23 protein-coding genes are annotated in these 23,106 nt (G+C 35.6%); 12 read left to right on the forward strand and 11 right to left on the reverse strand.

Annotated features, from left to right (window positions below; translation table 11 throughout):
* Together NBX25_RS24725 and NBX25_RS16080 are read right to left on the reverse strand one after the other, a co-directional pair.
* On the reverse strand, positions 1-123 hold a 123-nt coding region (locus NBX25_RS24725; protein ID WP_502799775.1), incomplete at its 3' end, for an oxidoreductase.
* Between the two features lie 562 nt (positions 124-685).
* Positions 686-2,314 (reverse strand): tetratricopeptide repeat protein, encoded by a 1,629-nt coding sequence (locus NBX25_RS16080; RefSeq protein WP_250254367.1) that lies wholly within the window; start codon positions 2,312-2,314, stop codon positions 686-688.
* A gap of 292 nt (positions 2,315-2,606) precedes the next feature.
* Here NBX25_RS16080 and NBX25_RS16085 point away from each other — a divergent pair, with 292 nt between their 5' ends.
* Positions 2,607-3,767, forward strand: a complete 1,161-nt coding sequence (locus tag NBX25_RS16085) for a thioredoxin family protein (protein WP_250254368.1) — start codon at positions 2,607-2,609, stop codon at positions 3,765-3,767.
* A 104-nt stretch (positions 3,768-3,871) separates the two neighbouring features.
* Here NBX25_RS16085 and NBX25_RS16090 read toward each other — a convergent pair whose 3' ends face one another.
* Complete coding sequence (locus NBX25_RS16090; protein ID WP_250254369.1) at positions 3,872-4,894, reverse strand: 3-oxoacyl-ACP synthase III family protein; 1,023 nt, start codon at positions 4,892-4,894, stop codon at positions 3,872-3,874.
* A gap of 72 nt (positions 4,895-4,966) precedes the next feature.
* On the opposite strand from NBX25_RS16090, the gene NBX25_RS16095 reads away from it, so the two are divergent.
* From NBX25_RS16095 to NBX25_RS16110, 4 genes are all read left to right on the forward strand, one after another.
* A complete protein-coding gene (locus NBX25_RS16095) occupies positions 4,967-5,866 on the forward strand; it encodes a magnesium transporter CorA family protein (RefSeq protein ID WP_123910743.1) in 900 nt (299 codons plus the stop codon).
* A gap of 233 nt (positions 5,867-6,099) precedes the next feature.
* Positions 6,100-7,686 (forward strand): patatin-like phospholipase family protein, encoded by a 1,587-nt coding sequence (locus NBX25_RS16100; protein ID WP_250254370.1) that lies wholly within the window; start codon positions 6,100-6,102, stop codon positions 7,684-7,686.
* Between the two features lie 34 nt (positions 7,687-7,720).
* Positions 7,721-8,218 (forward strand): DUF2199 domain-containing protein, encoded by a 498-nt coding sequence (locus NBX25_RS16105; RefSeq protein ID WP_250254371.1) that lies wholly within the window; start codon positions 7,721-7,723, stop codon positions 8,216-8,218.
* 2 nt (positions 8,219-8,220) lie between these two features.
* A complete protein-coding gene (locus NBX25_RS16110) occupies positions 8,221-8,448 on the forward strand; it encodes a hypothetical protein (RefSeq protein WP_123910740.1) in 228 nt (75 codons plus the stop codon).
* A gap of 15 nt (positions 8,449-8,463) precedes the next feature.
* Here the strand turns inward: NBX25_RS16110 and NBX25_RS16115 are convergent, their stop codons facing one another.
* Positions 8,464-8,994, reverse strand: coding sequence for an NAD(P)H-dependent oxidoreductase (locus tag NBX25_RS16115; RefSeq protein WP_250254372.1), 531 nt, complete (start codon positions 8,992-8,994; stop codon positions 8,464-8,466).
* Between the two features lie 91 nt (positions 8,995-9,085).
* Between NBX25_RS16115 and NBX25_RS16120 the strand changes: the two genes are divergently transcribed.
* A complete protein-coding gene (locus tag NBX25_RS16120; RefSeq protein WP_123910738.1) occupies positions 9,086-9,466 on the forward strand; it encodes a winged helix-turn-helix transcriptional regulator in 381 nt (126 codons plus the stop codon).
* Between the two features lie 219 nt (positions 9,467-9,685).
* Here the strand turns inward: NBX25_RS16120 and NBX25_RS16125 are convergent, their stop codons facing one another.
* On the reverse strand, positions 9,686-10,246 hold the full coding sequence (locus NBX25_RS16125) for a DNA-3-methyladenine glycosylase I (RefSeq protein ID WP_250254373.1): 561 nt from the start codon (positions 10,244-10,246) through the stop codon (positions 9,686-9,688).
* A gap of 263 nt (positions 10,247-10,509) precedes the next feature.
* Between NBX25_RS16125 and NBX25_RS16130 the strand changes: the two genes are divergently transcribed.
* The 3 genes from NBX25_RS16130 to NBX25_RS16140 are packed head-to-tail and all read left to right on the forward strand — an operon-like array spanning position 10,510 to position 12,884.
* Positions 10,510-11,424 (forward strand): alpha/beta fold hydrolase, encoded by a 915-nt coding sequence (locus tag NBX25_RS16130; protein ID WP_250254374.1) that lies wholly within the window; start codon positions 10,510-10,512, stop codon positions 11,422-11,424.
* A 38-nt stretch (positions 11,425-11,462) separates the two neighbouring features.
* Positions 11,463-11,819: a hypothetical protein gene (locus NBX25_RS16135; RefSeq protein WP_250254375.1), complete on the forward strand. Its 357-nt coding sequence runs from the start codon at positions 11,463-11,465 to the stop codon at positions 11,817-11,819.
* 51 nt (positions 11,820-11,870) lie between these two features.
* On the forward strand, positions 11,871-12,884 hold the full coding sequence (locus NBX25_RS16140; protein WP_250254376.1) for a TQO small subunit DoxD: 1,014 nt from the start codon (positions 11,871-11,873) through the stop codon (positions 12,882-12,884).
* Positions 12,885-13,030: 146 nt separating this feature from the next.
* On the opposite strand, the gene NBX25_RS16145 is transcribed toward NBX25_RS16140, so the two are convergent.
* The 5 genes from NBX25_RS16145 to NBX25_RS16165 form a co-directional block, all read right to left on the reverse strand.
* The gene (locus tag NBX25_RS16145) at positions 13,031-13,627 is read right to left on the reverse strand and encodes a hypothetical protein (RefSeq protein WP_250254377.1); all 597 of its coding nucleotides are present in this window, start codon (positions 13,625-13,627) and stop codon (positions 13,031-13,033) included.
* Positions 13,628-14,109: 482 nt separating this feature from the next.
* Positions 14,110-15,687: a DHA2 family efflux MFS transporter permease subunit gene (locus NBX25_RS16150; RefSeq protein WP_123910732.1), complete on the reverse strand. Its 1,578-nt coding sequence runs from the start codon at positions 15,685-15,687 to the stop codon at positions 14,110-14,112.
* 94 nt (positions 15,688-15,781) lie between these two features.
* On the reverse strand, positions 15,782-16,885 hold the full coding sequence (locus NBX25_RS16155) for an HlyD family secretion protein (protein WP_123910731.1): 1,104 nt from the start codon (positions 16,883-16,885) through the stop codon (positions 15,782-15,784).
* A gap of 16 nt (positions 16,886-16,901) precedes the next feature.
* Positions 16,902-18,218 carry a TolC family protein gene (locus NBX25_RS16160; RefSeq protein WP_250254378.1) on the reverse strand — a complete coding sequence of 439 codons (1,317 nt, stop codon included), beginning with the start codon at positions 18,216-18,218 and terminating at the stop codon, positions 16,902-16,904.
* Positions 18,202-18,828, reverse strand: coding sequence for a TetR/AcrR family transcriptional regulator (locus NBX25_RS16165; RefSeq protein ID WP_228412757.1), 627 nt, complete (start codon positions 18,826-18,828; stop codon positions 18,202-18,204). The genes NBX25_RS16160 and NBX25_RS16165 overlap by 17 nt, the downstream gene beginning before the upstream one ends.
* Positions 18,829-18,936: 108 nt before the next feature.
* On the opposite strand from NBX25_RS16165, the gene NBX25_RS16170 reads away from it, so the two are divergent.
* Both NBX25_RS16170 and NBX25_RS16175 read left to right on the forward strand, forming a co-directional pair.
* Positions 18,937-20,061 carry a hypothetical protein gene (locus NBX25_RS16170; RefSeq protein WP_250254379.1) on the forward strand — a complete coding sequence of 375 codons (1,125 nt, stop codon included), beginning with the start codon at positions 18,937-18,939 and terminating at the stop codon, positions 20,059-20,061.
* 46 nt (positions 20,062-20,107) lie between these two features.
* On the forward strand, positions 20,108-20,338 hold the full coding sequence (locus NBX25_RS16175) for a hypothetical protein (protein ID WP_250254380.1): 231 nt from the start codon (positions 20,108-20,110) through the stop codon (positions 20,336-20,338).
* A gap of 34 nt (positions 20,339-20,372) precedes the next feature.
* Here the strand turns inward: NBX25_RS16175 and NBX25_RS16180 are convergent, their stop codons facing one another.
* Complete coding sequence (locus NBX25_RS16180) at positions 20,373-21,491, reverse strand: DNA polymerase III subunit (protein WP_123910726.1); 1,119 nt, start codon at positions 21,489-21,491, stop codon at positions 20,373-20,375.
* A 331-nt stretch (positions 21,492-21,822) separates the two neighbouring features.
* On the opposite strand from NBX25_RS16180, the gene bamG reads away from it, so the two are divergent.
* A complete protein-coding gene (gene bamG, locus NBX25_RS16185; protein ID WP_123910725.1) occupies positions 21,823-23,106 on the forward strand; it encodes a BamG family beta-barrel-assembly machinery protein in 1,284 nt (427 codons plus the stop codon).

Genomic DNA, 23,106 nt, shown 5'->3' on the forward strand with positions numbered 1-23,106 from the left:
ACCATGTGCACCATGAATTTCAAGACAGTCGAAACCAAGATCTTTCGCTGCTTTTGCTGAAGCAGCAAACTGTGCAATTGTATCCTGAATATCTTCAATCGTCATTGTGGAAGCTTTTTCCATCGGTTTATTTTAAAATCTCATAATGTAAAGCCGGATGACTTTGTTGAAAGTTTTAAGTATTATGTGATTAAAGAAGAAATGGCAGAATGGGTGATTCCGCAGTAGCTAATTCTGAACCGGCACCGGCAACACCGGATACTTCAAAAGCCAAAACCGACAGTTCAAAGGTGAAATAAAATCGCAAATCCACAGAATATCTGTGGACTTGCACTTAAAAAAACTTGACTGAAAAAAAACCGGGCAATCAACCCCGATTATACTGTATAATCATATTCTAATCAGAATATTTTTTGTAAATGAAAATAGGAACCGTGGTTATTTCATGAAAAACGAAATATACACGTGTTCCATATCTAAAGTTTCATGGTTTGTTTTTTGTGGAAGAGTATTATTTTATTTCAAGAAAAAAACAATTCCTTCTAAAATAAAATAGATAAGATGTAATATTGTAGTCATTCCCTTAACACTGTTGCAAAGATAGGATTGCAGCAGTCTTACAAAAAACAATAGGTTATCCATTTTCATGAAAATAGCAAGACAGAATATTAAAAGCTATTTATTTTTAATCGTTTTCACGAAAATGAACATCTTTATCTAACTGGTTTTCAGCATCAAGATGTTTAATATAAGCTGAAGGTGAGAAATCTGTAACGGCTTTAAATACAGCAGCAAATTTACTGTGTGAAGAAAAGCCACACTCGTCAGCAAGAATACTGATTTTGTATTGTCTGTACTTCTCATCATTGATAAGTTTATCTACAATATAGTTGATTCTTAACCTGTTAATATAAGTCTTAAAATCTGCAGTCTTGTGCTGATTAATTACATAAGAAAGATATTTCGTATTGGTATTGAGTTCCCCTGCTAAAAATGAAAGTGACATTCCTTTATTGTTATAGAGATCACCTTTCTCAAACACATCAAGAAGTTCAAGCAGCTTAGTCTCAGTTTCGGAAGTCATTAAAGAGTCATTTCTCTTTCGGGCGGATTCAGAATCTTTCTCGTCTATTTCTTCTACGGATATATTAGAAAATTCAGAATTTATGGGCTGCCTTAATAAAGATGATTTGTAACCGTTGCCCACACTCATTTGAGTCCTAATAATATTTCTCAGCTTTGTAACCTGTCTTTTCTGTCTTGTTCTAAAAAAGATAATTAACCCTACCAAAGAAACCAACAATATAATAATAGCTACATTTTTAGCTACATTCATCGATCCATTTCCTTTGTTCATTTTAGGAACCGCTGAATCTTTAGTTTTTACAGTAAATCCTTGATTCCGGGCTGCAATACTGTCATAGGCTCTCACATATTTAACAGCATATAGAGATGCTTTAAAATTATCTCCTATTCCTTCATAATAATCATTGATATTGGAGTAAACCGCTTTTTTAAGCTTTAGACTTCGGGAGGTATCCGCAATTTTTTCAGCCTTTTTCAGGTATAGCTCTGCATCTTTCCAGTTCTTTTGCTTTACACGAATTCCCCCTAGACCGTTATAAACCAGTCCAAGGGTGCAGCTTCCAGCTTTAAGCAAATCTTCAGCTTTCCTGTAATAATCTTCGGAAACCGCATAGTCATTAAGCTTAAAATAGATATCTCCCAGCAACTGATAAGAAGCGGCCTGAGTTCTGTCTTCACCCTCACCGTCTATTTTTTCAAAATTTTTCAGAGAAAACTCAATGTATTGTATTGCATTTACATAGTTACCTGCTTCCATTTCATAGAAAGCCATCTCCTGATTCAGATGTCCCTCAGCTTCATTACTATTTTGAAAACCGGAAATTTGTCTGGAGGCTCCCAGTCCTTTAATAATGTATTTTTTAGATCTTTCGTATAACCCTACCTGTCTATACTGTCTCGCTAACAATCGGCATACGCGGGCCATCCATTCCGTATCATGAGACTGTTCAATTAAAGAATGGGCATTTTCACTGTAGCATATTGCTTTTTTAAGATCTCCACCATGATGGTAAAGCTCTGAGGACAGCATGAGACTTTTCACTTTCTCTAATGGTTGATGAGCCACCATATAAAGGGAATCGGCTGTTTTGATGGCCTTGGGTAAATCTTTATAGGCTGTGATAGAGGAAGTCCTTTCGCACACCTGATCGAAGTCGTTTTTTTTCTGGGCAGATATAGAGATTGCTGTAGCCAGCAAGAACAAAAGTTTCAATAGATTATTAGACATAAAAAACAAATTATTATTCTTATAATAATTCATCATTTTCTCACGGGTGTCTTTTTGTTTTTTACAAAATTAGTAATATTTTGCTTTTATTAAAATATTCTACTGAAATTTAATCATTTAACTAAAATAATCATTTACATTAATTTTAATAATAAGCTTGAAACAATAGATGTTTTTCTTTCATATAGGGCTATCCCTGTATTAAAAATAAATTTCTTCAATAATTATTTTCAATGTGAATAACTTAAATGTCATCATATTTATTACATTTGCAGGAAACAAAACGTTTTTTATGAAAAAAATAGTGATACTTTCTACTCTATTTATAGGTGCTTTTGCATGGGCGCAGGGCATCAAATTTGAAGATGGCAACTTTGCCTCTATCCTTGCCAAAGCTAAAAAAGAAAACAAACTGATTTTTGTAGACGCTTACGCATCATGGTGCGGCCCCTGTAAACTGATGGTCAAAAATATCTTCCCTTTGAAGAATGTTGGGGATTATTATAACGCTCATTTCATCAATGTTAAAATTGATATGGAAAAAGGAGAAGGAATAGCGTTGGCAAAAAAATACAACGTAAAAGCATTCCCTACCTATTTATTTATTGACGGAAACGGTGAAGCTGTACACAGAACTTTAGGATATGTAGAAGAAAAAGACTTCATCCAATTTGCTACGGATGCTGGAGACCCCAATAAAAGACTTACTTCTTTAAAACAACAATTTGAAAAAGGAGAAAAGGAACCTGGATTTTTAAAAAACCTTGCAGAACTTACCATTTATAATGATGGAGAGTTTGCTGAAAAAGTATTGAATCGTTATTTTCAGGTGAAACCTACAATGGATGAAGAGGATGCCCAACTTCTTATTTCGGGTATACAAACAACAGAAAGTCCTTTATACAAAATCTTTCAGGATAAAAAAGCAGAGATCGTGAAGCTTTTCCCTGACGACAGGTATGAAAGATTTAATCAGAACTTCCAAATGAGTACGATTACTAAAAAGGCTTATAATCCTGATACTAAAACCTGGGATGACCAATACTTTATTACAGAAGTTCAGAAATTCGTAAGCAAAGAAAATGCAGAAAAATTACTAAAGAAACTAAAAGCCAGCAGAGCTTTAAAAAACAAAGATATTGCCCTTTTTGAAAAGCTGACTTTAGAGGTATATCAGGACTATTCTAAGGCAAACGGTTCAGAATTAAATTCTGCAGCCTGGAATTTCTTTGAGAATGTAAGCAATAAAACCTCTTTGGAACAGGCTATTGCATGGGGTCAGGAATCTATAAAAAAAGGACAGAGCTATGCCAATACAGATACACTAGCTAATCTTTACAATAAGATTGGTGATAAAAAAAATGCGAAGATGTGGGCTGAAAAATCCATCGAACTTGCAAAAAGTGAAGGACAGGATTCTTCTGATACCGAGAAACTATTGAAAAGCCTTTAATTTACAGGCAAAAACATAAAAAAACCGCAGAATATTCTGCGGTTTTTATTTTCTATAGGCTTTAATTCCAACAAATTTTCGATTTGTTATAGCCTTTCATTTGATTAATATTCAAAAATAACACTTCCCCAGGTAAACCCACTACCGAAAGCTGAAAGAAGTACTAAATCTCCTCTTTTTATTTTCCCTTGTTCAATGGCTTCACTTAATGCAATAGGAATAGAAGCTGCCGTTGTATTTCCGTATTTCTGAATGTTGTTAAAGATTTTCTCATCCGGTAATCCAAACTTTTGCTGAACAAACTGAGCAATTCTAAGGTTAGCCTGATGAGGGATAAACATATCAAGGTCTTCGATTGTTTTTCCGGCTTTATTCAAGGCCTCCATCATGGTTTCCGGGAATCTTGTTACCGCATGTTTGAATACAAAGTTTCCGTTCATGATAGGATATACTTCCTTATCTGTTACATTTTCCGGTTCTTTTCTCATTCTATCGCTCCATCCGAACTTAGAACCTGGAAACTGCGTACATAATTCATCTGCATATTTCCCTTCAGAATGCATATTTACGGCTAAAATATCTCCTGCATTTTCATCTTCTGTTGCCGAAAGCACAACAGCTCCTGCCCCGTCTCCAAAAATAACAGAAACACCTCTTCCTTCATCAGAAAAATCCAATCCAAAAGAATGAACTTCTGCTCCTACAACAAGGATATTTTTATAAGTACCTGATTTAATAAATGCGTTAGCCACACTCATAGAATATACAAATCCTGAGCACTGATTTCTTACATCTAATGCTCCGATGGTATCACATCCCAGCATATCCTGAAGCAAAACTCCACATCCCGGAAAATAATAATCCGGTGAAAGGGTTGCAAAAACAATATAGTCAATATCTTTAGCTGTTAAACCCGCTTTTTCTATGGCTTTTTCTGATGCTTTGAAGCCCAGATAAGCAGCAGTTTCCTGAGAATCATTTCTGTTTTTTCTGTGTCTTCGTTCCTTGATGCCTGTTCTCTCCGTAATCCATTCATCATTGGTAGTCATTAGTTTGGCTAGATCATCATTGGTAACAACGTTATCTGGAACATAAAATCCCACACCTTTTATTGTACTTTTAATCATATAGTTTTATAATTTTGGCAAAGATAAACTTATTTAAAACATAGTATTTCAAAATATTAGTATTTTTACTTTATGCCAATTGATACAATATACAGAAGTACCCACTGCGAATGGGTAGATGTAGAGGCTCCTACTGCGGAAGACCTGAAATTCCTTCATGAACGATACGAAATCAATAATCTCCTTCTGGAAGATACCATAGACCCCAATCACCTTCCCAAATATGAAGAAGACGGGAATGTAAAGTTCTTTCTTCTCCGTGAAAGTACAGAACTGGAAAGGAAAAACCTGAACACCATCAGCGATATCAGTACAAAAATTGCGATTTTCATTCTGGATAAAACCATTATCACCATCCACAGAATGAAAACAAGAAGTATTTCTGAAACGAAAAAAAAACTTACCCTCACGCAGGAAGAAGTAACTCCGCAGAAAGTAGCTTTAATGATCGCGATATTGATTATGAAAAGCTTCGATGATGAATCCATAAGCTTATTGGAAACGATGGATAATATTGAGAATGAAATTTTCCTTAAAAATACCAACCACACCAGCCAGATCCGAAGACTCTACAAACTGAAAAGAAAATCCGGACTGAATTCACGGGTTTTAGTCATTTCCACAGATGCTATTGATAAGTTTAAGCTGCTGAACCTTCAGGATTCTGAAATTGTGGATTTAAAGGATAAACACAAGGACGTGGTTGCCGATTTTGACCATCTGAACATCCAGATTACCAACCTTATTTCAATGTTCCTGGCCCTTTCGGATCAGAAAGCCAACCAGGTGATGAAGGTTTTGGCTATTTATTCAGTGTATTTCTTACCTATCACCTTTATTGCAGGAGTTTATGGGATGAATTTTGATAATATGCCTGAGCTTCACCATAAATATGGCTATTATTTCACCTTGGGAGGCATGGCATTGGTTGTCATCAGTACGTTCATCTATGTGAGGCGTAGACAGTGGTAATGCTAAGGATGAATTTATGTTTCTCACAGATCATGCAGATGATTATGGAAATCAACTTGAACTGTAAGCATCTCATCTGGTGGAATATCTGATTTTTGTTCTTGCAATACATCTAATATATTATCCATCTTTACTATAAAACAGTCTTATGATTTCCAAATAAATAGTAATTTAGAGATTGCTTCACCGGCGGTTCGTAATGACAGCATATTACGAACCGAAAACCATAGCCTATGAAAACTGAAACCCTTAATAAAATTCTGGAAGATCCTTCTCTATCACAGGCGTCTAAAGATAAGCTTATGGCTCTGCAAGGGAATATTTCTACAAAGGAGTTTTCTGATCTGTTGGATGCAGAAGGAAATCAGTATATAGAATTTGTGCAGGAAGGCGGCGGTGTCTGGGGAAGTGCATTGGTGGGCTATCTTTATGGATTAGAGGTGTTCGGAATCCGCTTTTTGAAAGTTGCAGGAACCAGTGCCGGAGCTATCAATACAATGCTTATTGCAGCCTGTAAAACAAAGGAAGAACCTAAAAGTGAGCTTATCAAAGAAATCCTTTTCAGTTGGGATTTTGCTGATTTCATGGATGGAAAAACGTATGTAAAGACAACCCTTCATGCAATGCTGAACAATAAGAATTTCTTTAAGATTAATGCTATTATTGCAGCTATTTTGTTCATTATTCTTGTCAGTATTCCTTTTGCTGCACCTTCAGAAAGCATTCTAAGTGCCAAACTGATGTTTTTAATTCCTTTGATTCCTGCAGTTATTCTTTTTTTCTGCATCAAAAAATTATACAACAACTTCAGAAAGGAAAACAGCGGGCTTAATCCAGGAAATGTTTTCCTGAACACCATGAAAACTGCTCTGGATAATTTTGGAATAAAAACGGTGGCTAATCTCAATGAGAAGTTTATACAAAAGGAGCACGACCTCAACCTCAACTACCGCTATGGAAACGGACAGGAATATTATAACATTACCTTAGCAAGTATTGATAAAATCAAGGCTAAAAACCTGGAACATATCGATCAGACAAGATATAAGATTTTCTATGACAGTGCTTTTAATAATGATTATTATAAAAACAACCCGTTCTACCTGCTTCGCTCCGAATATGTTGTGATTACTACAGACATCAATGCCAAAATAAAAGTAGAACTGCCTACTATGGCTAATTTATATTGGTCTGAAGAAGAACTGAAACACATTAGTCCGGCAGAGTTTGTAAGAGCATCCATGTCCGTCCCTTTTTTCTTTGAGCCTTTTCAGAAGAGAATTAATAAGGACGAAGATTCTGTGAAATATGCATGGAAATTCTGGATGAATACCAAAAAGGAAGATATTAATCCGGTAGGAGTTTTCATTGATGGAGGCAGTATTTCCAATTTCCCTATTGATCTGTTTCATGCGGATGAAGTGTTTTATCCTAGAATGCCTCTTTTTGCAGTACAACTCACCAGTGACTCTGATCTTCTTTCTGAAAAAGGAAAAACAAGTGAAGAAATCCTGAAAACACCTTTCAGCTATGCCGGAAACATCATCAGTACTTTAAAAGGTTTTAATGACAAGATGTTTCTTACCAAACATAGTTTCTATCGTTTATACAGTATACAATCCGTCAACTGTGGAACCAGCAGCTGGTTGAATTTCTTCATGAAACAGGAAGAAAAGGAGGATCTTTTCAACCGGGGTTTTCAGGCTGCTCTTGATTTTCTGAATCAGTTTGATTGGGAGAAATACAAATATGAACGGATGATGCTCACCATGAAGGAAAAAAAAATACTAAAAGAAGAAGACACCCCAACGGTAGGGTAAGAATTTTTAAGTATTTTAGTTTAAAATTACATCCATGAAATATATCTGTGATTGTTGTGGTGAAGAAAAAGAAGACTGGCCTGCATTAGCTTATAATGCTCCCCATTTTTACTCTTGCCTTTCTGAGGAAGAAATGAAAAACGCAAAGCTCACTTCAGACCTTTGCTTTGTTGAGAGTCCTGAAGAGACCAATAGATTCATTCGGGCTGTTTTGATACAGGAAGTCACTGATGACTGCAGGGATCTTGATTATGGAGTATGGGTTTCATTAAGTGAAAAAAGCTATACTGAATATGTTGAAAATTATGACCATAAAGAATTCAAAGCTGAATATTTCGGATGGCTTAATACCTATCTTCCCGACTATGATTTTTCTGAAAGTATTCCTACAACAGTCGTAGTGGATAATACCATCGGACGCCCGTTTGTTTTTCCACATCAAAGCTATGACCATCCTTTCGTTCATGATTTTTATAATGGAATTACGAAAGAAGAGGCTGAAAAAAGAATTAACAGGGTTTTAAATAGTTAAATATGAACAGGTTTAATAAATACATTTTCCTGATAGGACTTTCAATGATTTTCCTTTCCATCATTATGTTTTTACTATCTGTAGGAATGTTTACTGCAAGAGGAAGCTATCCGGTATTTATAATCAAACTCAGTGAGATCTCTTTTGTGCTATGGCTTCCCTTTTTAATTATAGGAGTATTTTTAACTGTATTAGGAATAGGAATCTATTTAAAGAAGAGCACTAAATAGATTCCCATTATGTTTTTATAGATTATCCAAAAAATTAAGATACATCGGGACACTTCTCTCAATCCACTCATCCGAAGAGTCACGCTCTATGCCATAATAAACAAAAGGTTCTTCATAGTGTCCTTTAACATAATCAAAAGTCAGTTCATAAGGACGAAACAGTTCCTTCATAGTATATTTGTACTCTCCGGTTATACTATAGCCTTCTTCATCAATCCCCGCAGTAACGGCCAATGACATCTTCTTTCCTGCTAACTTGTAGCCACTGTTACTTCCGTAAGCCCAACCGTACAAAACAACTTCATCTAACCATTGTTTTAAAAGTGGTGGACTACTAAACCAGTAAAAAGGGAACTGAAATACAATTTTATCATAAGATTCCATAAGCTCCTGTTCTCTGGCTACATTAATTTTTCCATCAGGATAAGCTTCATATAATTGATGAACGGTATATTTTTCAGGATATTTTTTTAATTCTTCAATCCATCTTTTATTGATGACAGATTTTTCAATTTCAGGATGAGTAACGATTACTAAAGTCTTCATTATGTTTAAATTTCTATTGCAAAATTACAACACACCACTTACATTTCGTACATTAGCAACCTATTGTAGGGTACTATAAAAAATGTAAGTAATGACTAAAATAAAGGAAACCTCAACCAATTTTGCCAATAAAAAAGCTCTTGCAGACGAATGCCCGGAAGTGTACGCATCCAATATCATCGGCGGACAATGGGCATTAGCTATCTGCTGCTACCTCATCAATGGTAAAATGAGATTTGGTGAATTAAAGAAAAAACTTCACAACATTACAGAACGTATGCTTACTCTTCAACTTCGCAGATTGGAGGAAGATAAAATCATCACAAGAACTGTTTATGCTGAAGTTCCGCCAAGAGTAGAATATGAATTAACCGAGATTGGTTATAAGCTAAAACCTATTATTCTGGAATTCGAAAAATGGGGAATAGAACATAAAGAATTAATAAAAAAAGAAATCTACCACAAGGAATGATATTTTAAACCACAAAAGTCACAAAAGCTTTATGCTTAAACACTTCAGTTCACTTAAGAAAGTTTATAATAATACTGCATAAAAGTTCACTTAAGTTTTTGAAAATCTTTGATTTTCGTCTTATATGAACTTATTATACGCGAAACTTCTCCCTTCAAATTACTTAAGTGGTTAGTTCTTTTGTGACTTTTGGAGTTAAATTTTATAGTCCAGAATCATTTAATTCTTTTCCGTTTCTTTCCACAAAGGTTTTTGTACCAACACTTTTGCATGAATCGGGCAGGTTTCATGATGGGCTCCTTTCAGATATCCGGTGCTCATCAGAAATTCATTTACAATTTCTCCGCCTGTAAATTTGAAGGTTTTTTTGAAAAGTTTCATCCATTCCGGTAATGTTTTGGGATGATGATGTTCTATCCATTTTTCAAAGGAACCAAAGTCTTTTTGCAGTTCCATAATGGTCTTTGCATTTTCAATGGCTGCATTTACCTTCAGCTTATTTCTGATAATCCCACTATCATTCAAAAGCCTTTCACGGTCTTCTTCTGTGTAGGCTGCTATTTTCTGGATGTTGAAATTATCATATGCCTTTCTGAAACTGTCTTCTTTCTTTAAAACTGTTTCCCAGCTTAAGCCTGCCTGATTGATCTCCAAAATCAATCGTCCAAACAATTCATTATCATCATGAATAGGAAATCCATAATAGTTGTCGTGATAGTTTTTATGCAGTTCTTTTCTGCTCTCAGGCTGCATTCCCTCTATGGCTAAGCAATAACTCATTGAAGTATATGTTTTAGTTAACGAGATAAAGATAAGACAGGATCGTGACAACTGTTAGTCAGTAGAGAGTTTTTTTTTGAGGAAATGAAGATGGAGACTGGAAAATAGAAGTTCCTTGATTCCAAAAGAACAGGGCTGGCGAAAATTCAGGAAATTTTTGAAGGAATCATTTTATAACATACCTAAAAAACGACCTCAATCAATAACTTTCCACTCTACACCTCAAAAATATTAGCTAGATTCGTAATCTCAAAGTATCAGCCATGAAATCATTATTCTCACTTCTTCTTTGCTTATTCTTAATTTCCACAAATGCTCAAACTATCTATTCAAAAGCTTATGGAAATGCGCGGAATCCTGCTGTTATTTTCATTCACGGCGGTCCTAGTGGTAATGCTACTTTATTTGAAGGAACTACAGCTCAGAAGCTGGCTGGTAAAGGATTTTATGTTATTGTCTATGACAGACGTGGTGAAGGACGTTCTAAAGATGAAAGTGCAACCATGACCTTCAAAGAAAGTTTTGAAGATCTGAATCAGCTTTACCAAACTTATCATATCAAAAAAGCTCATATTCTTGCCCACAGCTTTGGAGGAATCATTGGTACACTATTCACCAATCAGTTTCCTGAAAAAGTAAGAACATTAACCCTGGCAGGTGCACTATTTACCCAACAGCAAACCTACGATCATATTTTAAAACAGGCCAAAGAACGCTTTAAAAATGATTCCGCTCAGTTGCAGGAAATTTCTGAAATAGAAAACCTGGACAAAAGCTCCGCTGCTTACAGAAAAAGATGCTATGAAATTGCCAGTAAACTTGATTTCTTCAATATGCCCAACCCTACTCCGGAAAGTAAAAATCTGAGAAAGGAATATGAAGCTGGTGAATTCTATAAAAATAACATCAGAAACCACAATTCTCCAACTAAATTTTATCAGAATGAGCCTTTAAATAACCTTGACAATACAGCAATTTTAAAAGAGATCAAAAGAAAAAGCATTCCTCTTTTTGCGGTGTATGGAAAGAATGACGGAATATTCTCTGAAAAGCAGCTGAACAGTCTTAAAAATATTGTCGGAAAGAAGAATTTTAAACTTATCGATAACTGTTCACACTATTTATTTGTAGATCAGCAGGATGAATTTTTAAAATTTATTGAGCTGAAATTAAAATAAAGTGTAGTTTTGTAGGAATGTCAGACACCAGAATCCATATGAAGACTTATAAGGCCATCATTACGATGCTTATACTGGTGTTTTCATTATCACCATGTGCTGTCAAAAGAAATGTTCTTGATATTTTTGACATTCAATACATCAGCGGTTTAAACAAAGTAAAGATAACATCCGGGCTTTCTTTACACTGTGATACTTCTACTACTTCATCAAAAATTTCCATTTCAAAAGCTGAAGCAAAATCTAAATACAAAGAAACTTTCTCAGATTTTAATGCCAGTATCAGAATTACAGGGGAACATCTTAGCTTTTTTAATGAATATTCCGGGCATACTACAGGAAACAGCCCACCGAAGTATATTTTATTTAAAAGACTGAAATTGAATCTGGCTTAAAACTTCATTTAAGCCTGAAAACCAGTTTTTTACAATACAATATCAATTTTAATGAAACATACTACCAACAGCCAGTCTTATGACCTGGCCGGATTATACACTTTATCTCTCCGAATGGTCATCGGATGGACTTATTTTTCAGCCTTCTGGCGCAGACTTATCCTCGAAAACAAGCTCATTCCTGATGAAAAGGGATATATCGGGGAGAAATTCAATCATTTTTTACCGAATGCTCTGGGAATTAAACCCATTATAGAGTACCTGGTTACCCATCCGGATGCTTTGCAAAACTCTATGATGATTTTTACAATTATTGAAGCCATCGTAGGATTATTTATCATTTTAGGTCTTTTTACCCGACTGATGAGTATAGGAATTTTCAGCCTTGCTCTTGGAATCTTATTGGGTTCAGGATGGCTGGGAACTACCTGTGTGGATGAATGGCAGATTGGAGTTTTGGGAGTTGCGGGTGGTTTCGTTCTGTTCCTTACAGGGAGTGGTTCTTATTCCATCGATAATTATTTTATAAAGAGAAACAAAAGCTTTACCCTATCCAAATGGTTCCAATGGCTAGGTTCGGGAATTCTTCCTATAGCTCAGCCAAAGGTGTTTGTACTAACGGGTTCACTACTGATTTTCGGACTTACCCTTTATACCAATCAATATTTTCATGGGGGCGTTTGGGGAACTTTACACAATAAATCTGTCAAACCAAAGCTTCAAATTTCCAATATTTCCCGTCGTGATTCAGATTTAACATTTGAAGTTTACAGAACTGAAGGCGCCGATGTATATGGTTCTTTCCTTATAGGAATCCATATTCTGGATAAAAACGGAAATATTTTAAAGGAAATCGATCATAAAGAGCTTTCAGAATTTTCTAAAGACAATATCAAAAATCATTATGTAGCCAAAGTAAAACCGGGAAAACACAGTCTTGTTATTCCATTAGGTGCTAAGGCAGATGTCAATATCGGAATTGATGATATTCTTCAGAAAGATGCTATTCATACCTTGAAACTGATTGATATTAGTGGGATTGAATGGATGGAAATTATAAGATAAAATATTATACCTCATCTGTATTTGCCAGGGAAACATGATTCGGGAGGTGTGTTTTGGCTAAAGCCAAATGAATGGGATTTTAATAATGAGAGCGGGCTAAAGCCCGCTCCTATTAATGTTGATATCCGAATGGATAAAATGAAAAGTCATCTCTTCTCCACAATTACTTCATATATACATGAGCTGTCAAGATTGAGTTTCAGCACTTTCATTTCAAATAAAACATCCAGTCCCATAGTATCGCATACTCCCTGTATAAAAGGTTCTATAACCGGCCACTTCAGCAGTCCTGCGATCTGGAGACTTTGTGTGATTTTGTGGTAACGGTCTACTCCTTTAATCAGTAGTTCAACTCTGTGGTCATTTAATTCTTTGAAATCAAAATTATATTCGGGACTGGATGTAAAAACTGCTCCAATTACGATTTTGGCGACTGCCGGAATTCCTGGCTGCAGATCAGGTTTTGCTTCCAGATTTCTCAAAGCCATTTTTGATCCGAGATCGTACATAAAAGCAGTAGAAAGCTCATTAATGGTCTTTGCACCATAAAGCTTACCTGCCTGCTTCAGTAATCCGCCATAAAATGCTCCTGTAATATCTGAGAGACGTTGGGTAAGTTCTGTAAACGTCCCGGGAAAGAAATCTGAAATAATCAGGTTCTGATCCATTTCTGGCAAATAGACATCATGTTTCCTGAAATCTGATAATGCCGTAAAAGTTTCCGGAAGCTGTATTGGATTCATAGTTAAATTTTATAAAGTAGGTTATTAGCAAATACAAATATTTTTAAATCATAAAAACACGGTATTGATTTAAAAATATCCAGAATGAATAAAATATCTGTTCCTCTATTTCTTTATTCAATTTCAGAAATCAGGAATACCACCCTTTACTTTAGCATCAAAAAATACATGAAAGTAATGGAAAACTATAACACTAAATATTGGATTACAGATAAGCATGTAATATTATACTCCAATCTGGGCCTTTTGAAAAGGTTTTATAGGGATGAGGGAATCTATTCATATTTTTTCATTTGGTAGCGTAAAGCTAAAAAAAATAAATAAATTCTCCAATAAGTGATATTATTTTTATAATAAAAGATTGATATATAATTAGAACGGAAGGAGGAAGATGGAAATCATAATAATTAATGTAATGAATCTTAAGTCATTATCATTTTAAACAAAAAACCTCCGGAATATCCGAAGGTTTTAGTTAAAATTTAGTGCATGGCTTCACTCAAATCTATCTTTTCTTTACTCTTTCTTTCTTTAATAAATAAGATAAACGGAATACATATTAAAAATATTACCCCGAGGTAAAGAAATACATCCATATAAGACAATACTGTTGCCTGCTTGGTGACAGAGAGGTCTAGCATTTTATAAGCAGCATTCATTGCGGCATCAGGAGTCATCCCTTTTGCAATGAAACTGGCTTTCAAAGCTGCCAGCCTTTGCTGGACATCAAAACTGTTTACATCGAGGTGAGAAATCAGATTATTCCTGTAGGTCTGGCCTGCATTGGCAATGAAAGTCGTAATCGCGGCAATCCCGAAAGATCCTCCCAACTGTCTCATCATTCCTGTAAAGGCTGCTCCCTGACCAATTTCTTGTCCTTTAAGAGTACTTAATGACAAGGATGTTATCGGAATAAATAGTAATCCTAATCCTGCACCTCTTACAATCAGCATCCAAAAGAAAGCATCTTTACTGGTGTCCGGAGTCAGAATTTTATATCCCCAGAAACTATAGATAAAGAAGATAAACAATCCGAGAGAGACCAATATCTGTTGTTTTGCACCTTTCGCCAATAATCTACCAATGATAGGCATCATAAAGGCTGTTGTTAATGCAGCCGGAATCATCAATGCTCCTGACTGAAGTGCCGTCCAACCCAAAATACTCTGCGTGTACAGTGGAACAATAAATGTGGACCCATAAAGCCCAAATCCAAGTACAAATGACATCATTGTTCCGATTCTTAAATTACTGTTTTTAAGTACCCTAAGCTCTACAATCGGATATTTAAAGGTAAGTTCCCGCCAAAGAAATAATATAAATCCTAAAACAGCTGCTACTGTAAACGCTACAATCATTCCACTGGCAAACCAGTCTTCCTCATGTCCCCTTTCCAGAATGAATTGTAATGAACCTACTGTTACTGCCAGCAAACCAATACCTATCCAGTCAACATCTGAAATTTTACGTTTTTCAGCATATTTCGGACTTCTCACAAACTGCAGTGTCATCAAAGTTGCTGCAATCCCAATTGGAATATTAATATAAAAAATATAGGGCCAGCTGAAATTATCAACGATATATCCTCCCAATGGTGGGCCTAATGTAGGACCAATAATTACCCCAAGACCATAAATGGCTTGAGCCATACTTCTTTTTTCTATCGGATAAGATTCCGTAATGATCGTTTGTGAAGTTACCAATAAGGCTCCCCCACCGATTCCCTGCATCAATCTGAAGAATACCAGCTCCCAAATATTGGTCGCATTTCCACATAAGAATGAAAATATGGTGAATATAATGATGGATGCCGCAAAGTAATTTCTACGTCCAAACTGCTGGGAAAGCCAACTGGTCATCGGTACGATAATTACGTTTCCGATGGCATAGGCAGTAATTACCCAGCCCACTTCTGAAAGCGTAGCTCCAAGATTCCCCTTCATTTCATTCAAGGCAACATTGACAATCGTGGAGTCTACAATTTCAAGAAGGGCACAAAGAATAGCTGTGATTGTAATAATCACTCTTCGGGCTCCATATTCTACTAATGAGTCTTGCATAATTTTATTTGAATATTTGTATTAATGTAAAATGTTAGGATGTATTAATGATTTTCAATTCATCATGAATACATTTTACGTAAATACATGAATACTATTTCAAAGAAACCTCAGCCTTCACATTCATCCCTGTTCTTAATCTTTTTGCAATATTCTTATCTATATTTACAAAATCAATTTTTACGGGAAGTCTCTGAACTACTTTTACGAAGTTTCCACTTGCATTATCCGGAGGAAGGATAGAGAACGTAGCACCAGTGGCCGGAGAGAATGAGCTTACTACTCCCTCAAATTCCTTATCAGGGAAAGCATCAATCTCAATTTTCACTTTCTGGCCTTCTACCATTTTATCTACCTGCGTTTCTTTAAAGTTCGCCACTACCCATTTCTGGTCATTTTTAACCAAAGCAAATAGCTGAGCTCCTGCCTGAAGATACTGACCTGCCTGAGTGGATACTTTTCCAACATATCCGTCTTCAGGAGCTAAAATTACCGTGTATGATAAGTTTAATTTAGCATTTTCTACATCTACTTCTCTTTGTTTTGCTACTGAATTCGCAACACTGATCTGTTGAGAGCTCGCTGCAGTCTGAGAAGAAGCAATGGTAGTCTGCTGCGCAATTTGGTTTCTTTGCTCTACCAACACCTGAAGTTGTTTATCTGCAGATTGTTTGGCAGCCAAAGCCTGCTCATATTGCTGTTCTGTAATAGAGTGATCCTTTACAAGATTCGCATATCTTTTTAAATCCTGAGAAGTCTTCCAAACATTTACTTTAGCCGCTTCAATCTGTGCATTGGCTGTTGCTACAGCAGCTTCAGAGCTATTGATATTCTTAGAAGTAGCGGTAGTAGTAGCTTCTGCAGTAGAAATATTACTTTTTGCTGTTGTTAAAGCAGCTTGTGACTGTTCAAGAGCCATTTTTTGGTCTCTGTTGTCCAAAATCACAAGAGTGTCCCCTTTTTTTACAAATTGGTTATCTTTTACTTTTACTTCAGCTACATATCCTGATATTTTGGAAATTACCGGTGCCATATTGGAAGCAATCTGAGCATCGTCAGTCTCTTCATGATACTGCCCGTAGCTATATGCTCTGTAACCGTAGATTCCTCCTCCGATTACTACAGCTGCTAAAATGATAGGAAAAACTAAACTTTTTTTCTTTTTAGGTTCAGCTGCCTGTGTATTATTATTTTCCATTTTGGTTTCGATCTGATTATTTAATTGTTAAAGTTCCTGTTGTTTGCAATAGTTTTCTGTAAGCTAGAGCAGCGTCTGCTTTTGCATTGATTACGCCAACGTTAGCAGCAATCTGAGCGGCGTCTGCATCCAATAATTCTGTCATGGTTGCAAGACCGTTGTCATATTTGTTTTTTGTAATTCTGTAGTTTTCATTAGCCTGTTCAGCAGATTTTTCAAAAACAGAAATTCTTTTTTTAGAATAATCTGTATTCTGATATTCTCTGTTTACATCAAGCTTAATGTTATCATTCAGCAATTCGTCAGTAGCTGCCAATTGCTTTTCTCTCGCCTGAGATTGTCTTAATGATGAGTTTTCTTTCCAAATATTGGATAAGTTGTAAGAAATTCCGATTCCTACATTCAATGCATTATATACGGTAAGAAACTTAGGAATATCTGCTGCTATGTAGCCTCCGGTAAATGCTAATGAAGGAAGATTTTCTGCCTTGGCTGCTTTCGTTCCCAATTCTGCTGCTTTTCTCTGTTGAACTAAAGCCTGAAGATCCTTACGGTTTTCTCTTGCTTCGTTCACATAAAAATCAACAGGTTTTACTTCTGAGCCTTCTTCAATATAATTCTGATCTACCTCAAGTGTTGTATTTTCAGGAAGTCCTAATAACAAATCCATATTGATATTGGCAATATTGTAATTATTTTTAGCTTCAAGCAGCTGAAGTTCAATATTAGAAGTCTGAAGATTGGCTTTTAACCTGTCGTTTCTAGCGATCAGTCCATTGTTTTCCATTTTAAGGAAAGTTTCGTCTCTCTTTTGGGATGCCGCCAGATTTTCTTCAAAAACTTTGATAGACTGATTAGCCTTAAACAGATTATTATAGGCCTGAGCCACATTATAAGCAATAGCAGTCTTGTCATTTTCCGTGCTTAGCTTTGATGCCTCTACCAAATATTTTGCTGACTGAATACCATATTTAATTCTTCCGCCACTGTAAATAGGAACACTAAGATTAGCCGAACCGTATAATACCTGATGAATCTCCGGGCCGCCTGCTGCACCTGAAGCTCCTCCAAATTTCATATCTACAGTCGGTTTCATCGGAAGGTACATATAACTTCCTGAAATCTTCAGCTCCGGAAGCTGTCTGTTTTTAGCTTCCAAAAGATCAGCAGTAGCCTCCTCGATCTTGGCTGCATCGATCTTGAGATTCTTGCTGTTCTGGATTCCCAGCTGCACAGCTTCGTCAAGAGAAAGGGTCTTTTTCTCCTGAGCATTTGCATTTGCTATTCCTACGAATAGTGATAATGCAATCACTGAGTTATTTATTCTCTTCATAACCTAAAAGGTCTTTTAGTAAATGTTTTATATGTTTGTTAAGTTCTGTATAGTATTTTTCATCAAAAACACTCTCATCTTCTGTATTATTAAGGAACTCCTTATACATTAGTTTAGCATTAAGTGCATAGAACAAGGTTCCGCTCACCGTGGAATGAAGTAGATAAATAGGAGGATTCTTTGTGAAAATTCCATTTTTCAGACCACGCTCCAGCAATTGAGAGTACATGGAGATGAAGCCTATCTTTGTCTCTTTCAAAAACTCTAAAATCTGAGGATTTTCCGCATGCAACTGCTCTCTCTGCATAATCCTGTAAAAACATTTTTGATTTTTGATTCTGTCTGAGAATTGATCTATTATTTTTACAATTTTCTCCCACTCATTCATGTCAGTTCGCTCCAGGATATCCTTTGAAAAAAATTGTCCTTCCCTCATCCTATATTCCACCAGTTTCTCATAAAGCTTCTCCTTAGAACCAAAATAATATGAGATCATAGAGATATTTACATTAGCCGCTTTTGCAATTTCCCGGGTTGAAGTTCCTTCAAAACCCTTTTCTGCAAAGAGTTTTTCTGCTGCGAATAATATATTTTCTTCTTTTGAAATCATGTTAGTGTTCATTTTCAGGGTGCAAATTTACACAAGTTTTGAAACAAATCAAACGATTGATTGATTTTTTAATATAGATTTAATTTATATTTACAAAAAACAAACTCTATGGGCTTATTCGATTTCTTTTTAAAGATATTTAAGAGAGAGAAAAAAAAACAGACAAATGAAGTAACTTTTAAGAATGATACTCCGCAGGAAGTGCCAATTGCTCCAATCAATGAAGAGATATCCGCTCCATTAGAAGAAACAATTACTCCGTTAACGCAAGAGACGAATACCACATCCATTGAAAACACCCCTACTGTATCAGAAGAAACGGTTGTTCCATTCAATGAAGATGGAAACCGCTTCGACCTTGAAATCATTGAAGCCTTCAAAAGATATCATTCTAATCCTACTCTTGATGTCAATCTTCCGCTTGAAGATGACAGAGGTAATACCTACCTCGCTCATGAAGCTTATGGAACCCTTTTCAAAGAATGGAAAGATATTCAATCAAAATGGGACCGCATGTCTTTATTTTACCGTTTCTGGGACCCATCTCAATTTGAAAAGCTTGAAGACTGGCAGGTGATTGAAAGGTTCGTAAAAGATCGATATTCTAAAAAAGCACTTCAATATTTTGAAGAAAATATGTCGGATAAAAGGCATTTTACTAAGGAAGAGCTTGTTTCTCTTTCAAAACTTCATCGGGTATTATTGAATAACCCTGCAGCAAAGGACTATATTGAAACAGCCTATGAAGATCATCCTGATGATAATGCTGTAAAAGTGGAATATGCAACGGTGCTCCATATTATAGGAAATCACTCTGAAAAAGAACTTTCCCATCAGTTATTTCATGAAGTACTGGATAACAAAATACAACAAAATGATACGGAATCAGTTTTTGATTGTTTCAGGTTCTCCGAAGGCTATACGGATTCTTCTATTTTTGCCATGCTTTATCTGATGAATACGGAAGCTGATAATGATACATGGGATTATGTTGCTGAAGAATATTATTATTGCCCTGTATTCAGATATGAACATGCTGTACAATTGGCTCAGACCGGTAATTCTTTGAGAGCATTGGCAAAACTTACCTCCTTAAGTCAGGAGTTTCCATGGTTCAGGACTGCTCTTGAGAGTACCATTGGTAATATTAAATCGATGCGAAAACAGCTCGATAATCCTGATTTTATGGAAAAAGAGCTTCAGGAATTTCAGACTTCATTAAAAAATATATAGAGTAAACAAAAAAGCATTACATTTAGCCACTTAAAAATTTTAGATCATGAAAAAAATAATCTCAGTTCTTGCCATCGGTTTATTTACATTCAGCTTTGCCCAGGAAAAGCCTAAAGAAGGAGGATGTTGTGCTGGAAAAGACAAAAAAGAATGTTCTGTAAAGGATAAAAAGGCATGTTCAGATGCTCATCACAAAGGTTGTGATAGCAAGGTAAAAACTGCAGAAAACACGGCAAAAGATAAAAAAACTCCTACAAAAGAAAAGAAAACAGCTTAAAAAACAAACTCCGGAAATTGTCCGGAGTTTTATATTATGTACTTTTATGAATATATCTTGATAATTTTATTCCAAGATCTGTCCAGACTATTTTAGGGTTTCCGTTTCGGGTAAGATGCAGATCTGCTGTATTGATTTCCTCCAGAATACTTTCAATATTGGCTCCACTGATGAATTTTGAAAAACCTGCCCAGTTAAAACCATTGGCATCAATTTTTTTATACACCAGATTTTCCGATTGATAATTCTGAAGAAGTGCTAATCTGAAAATCTCAGAACAGTAATTTAAAAAGTTCTTCTGCTTTTCTCTGTTCCAGCCCGCTATTTCTCTTGCCCATAGAATAATGCTTCTCAGATATTCCGGTTTCTTCTTTACCATAAAAGCATCACGAACCCACTGCACAAAAAGTCTTTCAAATTCATTAGTCTTATCTCCTGAATTCAGCAATTTTATCGCTTCATTAAGGTTTCCTTGGGCTTCATGAACAATTTCTCTTACTTTTTCTTCAGTAACAGAGAAATTTTTCTTTAAATAACCTTCAATATCTTCATCATGAATCCTTGGAATTTCCACCACCTGAGTACGGGAAAGTATCGTAGGAAGAATATCGTTGGTACTTTCTGCGGTAAGAAGGATAATAGTTTTGGCCGGTGGTTCTTCAAGAAACTTCAGAAACTTATTTGAAGCAGCAATATTCATTTTATCAGCTCTCCACACGATCAGTATTTTGGTTCCGCCTTCGAAACTTTTTAATGAAAACTTCTGGTTCTGATCATCAACTTCATCTGCAGAAATAAAAAGCTGCTTGTTTTCTGATTCTAAAAAGGCAGTCCAGTCATCATAGCTTGCATACGGAGAAGCCAGAATCATTTCTCTAAACTCTTCAAATTTATTTTTACTTAAAGAATTTTTGTTATCTGTAAACACAGGGAAACTGAAGTGCAGGTCTAAGTGATTAAGATGTTCTACTTTTGAAGCAGCATGCTCATTTTCCTGGCTTAAAATCTCTTTTGCATAGGCCAACACCATCGGTAAAGTCCCATATCCCTCCTTTCCTACGAAAAGCTGGGCATGGCTCACTCTGTTTTCGGCAATGCTTTCTCTAAGAAGTTTTTTCAAATTTTCCTGTCCGGCGATGTTCTCCCAATTCATGTTTCAAAGATAAAAAATCTGAAGAAGATATCAGAGTTAAATTTGTGAATGGTTCATTTTTGCTTTGCAAAGTCAAGAGTGAATGGATGGTAAAAGAAATTACAGTGTAAAACAGATTCCCATTTTATCATTCACATGATACAAATAGTGAATTATGGCAATAAATTATACAATTAGATAAATAAAGTAAAGTCATGATTCACAATTGACAGCAATAATCTCTAAAGATTAAAAATTCCCCATTATACAGCCCTTAACAAACTTTAACCACATATAATTTTTACAATTCATTAATATTTAAGATATTTGCGCATTATTTTAAAAATAAAGAATGAAAAAAATCTTTGTAGTATCATTCATATCAGTTGGATATTTTCTAAATGCACAGAGTCTAAGTAACTCTCCGTATGCAAAGTATGGAATTGGAGATGTAAAATATGATAATACGATCGAAACTGTTTCCATGGGAGGTATCTCTACTGCTTTTATAAGTGATTTTACCAGTAATTTCAACTTTGCCAACCCTGCAAACAATGCTAATTTCGAACTTACAAGTATAAAACTTGAAGCTACTAACGAAAACAACTATTTCAAATCGAATTTTAACGATATGAAATCTACAAAGCATTCTACGTATCTTTCTAATATTTCATTAGCATTTCCTATTTCCTCAAAGGTGAAAATGGGAATCAGCTACCAGCCGTACAGTTCAAAAAGCTATGATATCCTTAGTCAGCGTAAGGCAGATAATGGGACTATTATTGACCAAAACCAATTTAGAGGTAGTGGTACTTTAAACACAGCTGCTGTGGCTTTATCTTACAAGATCAACCAGGAATTCTCTGTGGGAGCAAGGGCTAATTTATATTTTGGGGATCTGTCTGATCTTACTGAGTTCAGCTCTGCAGGTTCAGAATATATTGCCGGGTATGAAACGAAAAACAGAATCAGAAACTTCAACTTTACCTTAGGAACAAGCTATCAGAAGCTGAATAGTCGTACTGATAAGAAATTAACGATCGGAGCTACCGCAACTTTCGGAAATATTGGTAATATGACTACTGAGTTTACCAACAGTACTTACAGATATGCTGATGCAGCTGGTACAAAAACAGATATCAATCCGATTGATTACAAAGAAGATAAATCTAAAAACCTTCTTCCGCTTCAGGCATCCGTAGGGGTTGGATATGGAAGTGAGAACCATTGGTTCCTTTCCGGACAGGTTGATTATAAAAAAGGGGAAGATATTGCTTATTTCGGACAGTCTTTCAACTTACAGGATACTTACAGGATTTCTGCCGGTGGATGGTACTTACCTAATTATAACAACTTCAGAAGCTACTTCTCAAGAGTAATCTATAGATATGGAGCTTTCTATGAAAGAGGAAACCTTAAGCTGGAAGGTAACAGCATCAATAAATTCGGTATTTCTGCCGGAGTAATGCTTCCATTCAAAAACAGCAGTATAACAAGAATGAGTGGTTTAGAGATTGGTGTAGAACTAGGTAAGAGAGGTACTCTTCAAAATAATCTTATCAACCAGAACTTTATTAACCTGAAAGTCGGCTTCAATTTTGCTGATAAATGGTTCAGAAAGTCTCTTTATAACTAG

Source organism: Chryseobacterium sp. Marseille-Q3244, assembly GCF_940807095.1.
Taxonomy (GTDB): domain Bacteria; phylum Bacteroidota; class Bacteroidia; order Flavobacteriales; family Weeksellaceae; genus Chryseobacterium.